The organism is Anoxybacillus sp. EFIL, assembly GCF_013096955.1.
Taxonomy (GTDB): Bacteria; Bacillota; Bacilli; order Bacillales; family Anoxybacillaceae; genus Anoxybacillus; species Anoxybacillus ayderensis.
Genome location: NZ_SDLH01000121.1, coordinates 1 through 397, shown reverse-complemented (window position 1 = coordinate 397; position 397 = coordinate 1). Strand labels below are relative to the sequence as shown.

Sequence of the window (397 nt, the reverse complement as noted above, 5' to 3'; positions counted from 1 at the left end):
CAATAAACGTAATAAATAACCCGATTCCTGCACCAACTGCATATTTTAAATCTTCTGGAATTGAGTTAATGATTTTTTCACGAATACCACTTAGCGTAAGTAAGATAAAAATCATTCCAGACATAAGAACGCCAGATAACGCTGTTTGCCAAGGAATACCCATCGTTAATACAACAGTAAAAGCAAAGAAAGCATTCAACCCCATCCCCGGTGCAAGCGCAATAGGATAGCGCGCAATTAATCCCATTAATAAGGATCCAACAGCTGCCGCAATAGCCGTCGCCGTAAATACTGCACCTTGATCCATTCTCATTTCATTCGGTAAATCTGGTACAGCACTTAATGATAAAACAGCTGGATTAACAAATAAAATATAAGCCATCGATAAGAAAGTTGT

General features: G+C 38.3%; 1 protein-coding gene. It reads right to left on the bottom strand.

Annotated features, from left to right (window positions below):
* Positions 1–397: NCS2 family permease (locus ES017_RS15630; RefSeq protein ID WP_171335314.1), on the bottom strand; the 397-nt coding region annotated here is incomplete at both ends.